Origin of the sequence: Klebsiella sp. A-Nf5 (genome assembly GCF_002810545.1) — a bacterium.
Lineage (GTDB): Bacteria > Pseudomonadota > Gammaproteobacteria > Enterobacterales > Enterobacteriaceae > Klebsiella > Klebsiella variicola.
Window position 1 is genome coordinate 1 of the sequence record NZ_PIOG01000096.1, and the last position, 779, is coordinate 779.

A 779-nucleotide genomic window follows, 5' to 3' on the forward strand; every position below is an offset into this window, starting at 1 on the left:
CATTGAGCTGCTGCTGCCCACCTACGGCGAGGAGCTGGGGCTGAAAGGCAAAGTCTGTACCCATATGGTACTCAACCCGCATCCGACGCTGATCCCGGCGATCGAAAGCGGCTGGATCCAGTCGGTGCACTGCTTCGGCGGCGAACTGGGCATGGAGAAATATGTCGCCGAACGCCCGGACGTCTTTTATATCGGCCAGGACGGCACGCTACGCTCCAACCGCGCCTTCGCCCAAGCTGCAGGCCACTACGCGCTGGACATGTTTATCGGCGGCACCTTGCAGATCGATAAATACGGTAACAGCAGTACCGCCACCGCCAGTCGCGTCTCCGGCTTTGGGGGTGCTCCAAACATGGGCTGCGATGCCAAAGGTCGCCGCCATGCCACCGCATCCTGGTTGAAGTGCGGTGAAGAGTTCAACGTCACTCAGCAGCAGCTGATTGGCGATATACCGCGCGGTAAACGTCTGGTCGTACAGATGCAGGAAACCTTCCGTGAGAAGCGCCAGCCGGCGTTTGTCGACAAACTGGACGCCTGGCAACTGGCGGAAAAAGCAGGCCTCGCCCTGCCGCCGGTGATGGTCTACGCCGATGACGTCACCCACGTATTAACCGAAGAAGGTGTCGCCTATCTGCACCGCTGCGATGGTCTGGAACAGCGCATGGCGGCCATCCGCGCCGTTGCGGGCTATACCGATATCGGCTTGGCCGCCGACCCAGCGCAAACCCAGGCGCTACGTGAGGCAGGCATCGTGAAAACCCCGGAAGATTTAGGCATTG

The 779-nt window shown here is 60.6% G+C and carries 1 protein-coding gene; it reads left to right on the top strand.

The annotated features are described in order from the left end of the window. A partial coding sequence (locus tag CWM53_RS10410; protein ID WP_206062617.1) for a malonate decarboxylase subunit alpha occupies positions 1 to 779 on the top strand: 779 nt, incomplete at both ends.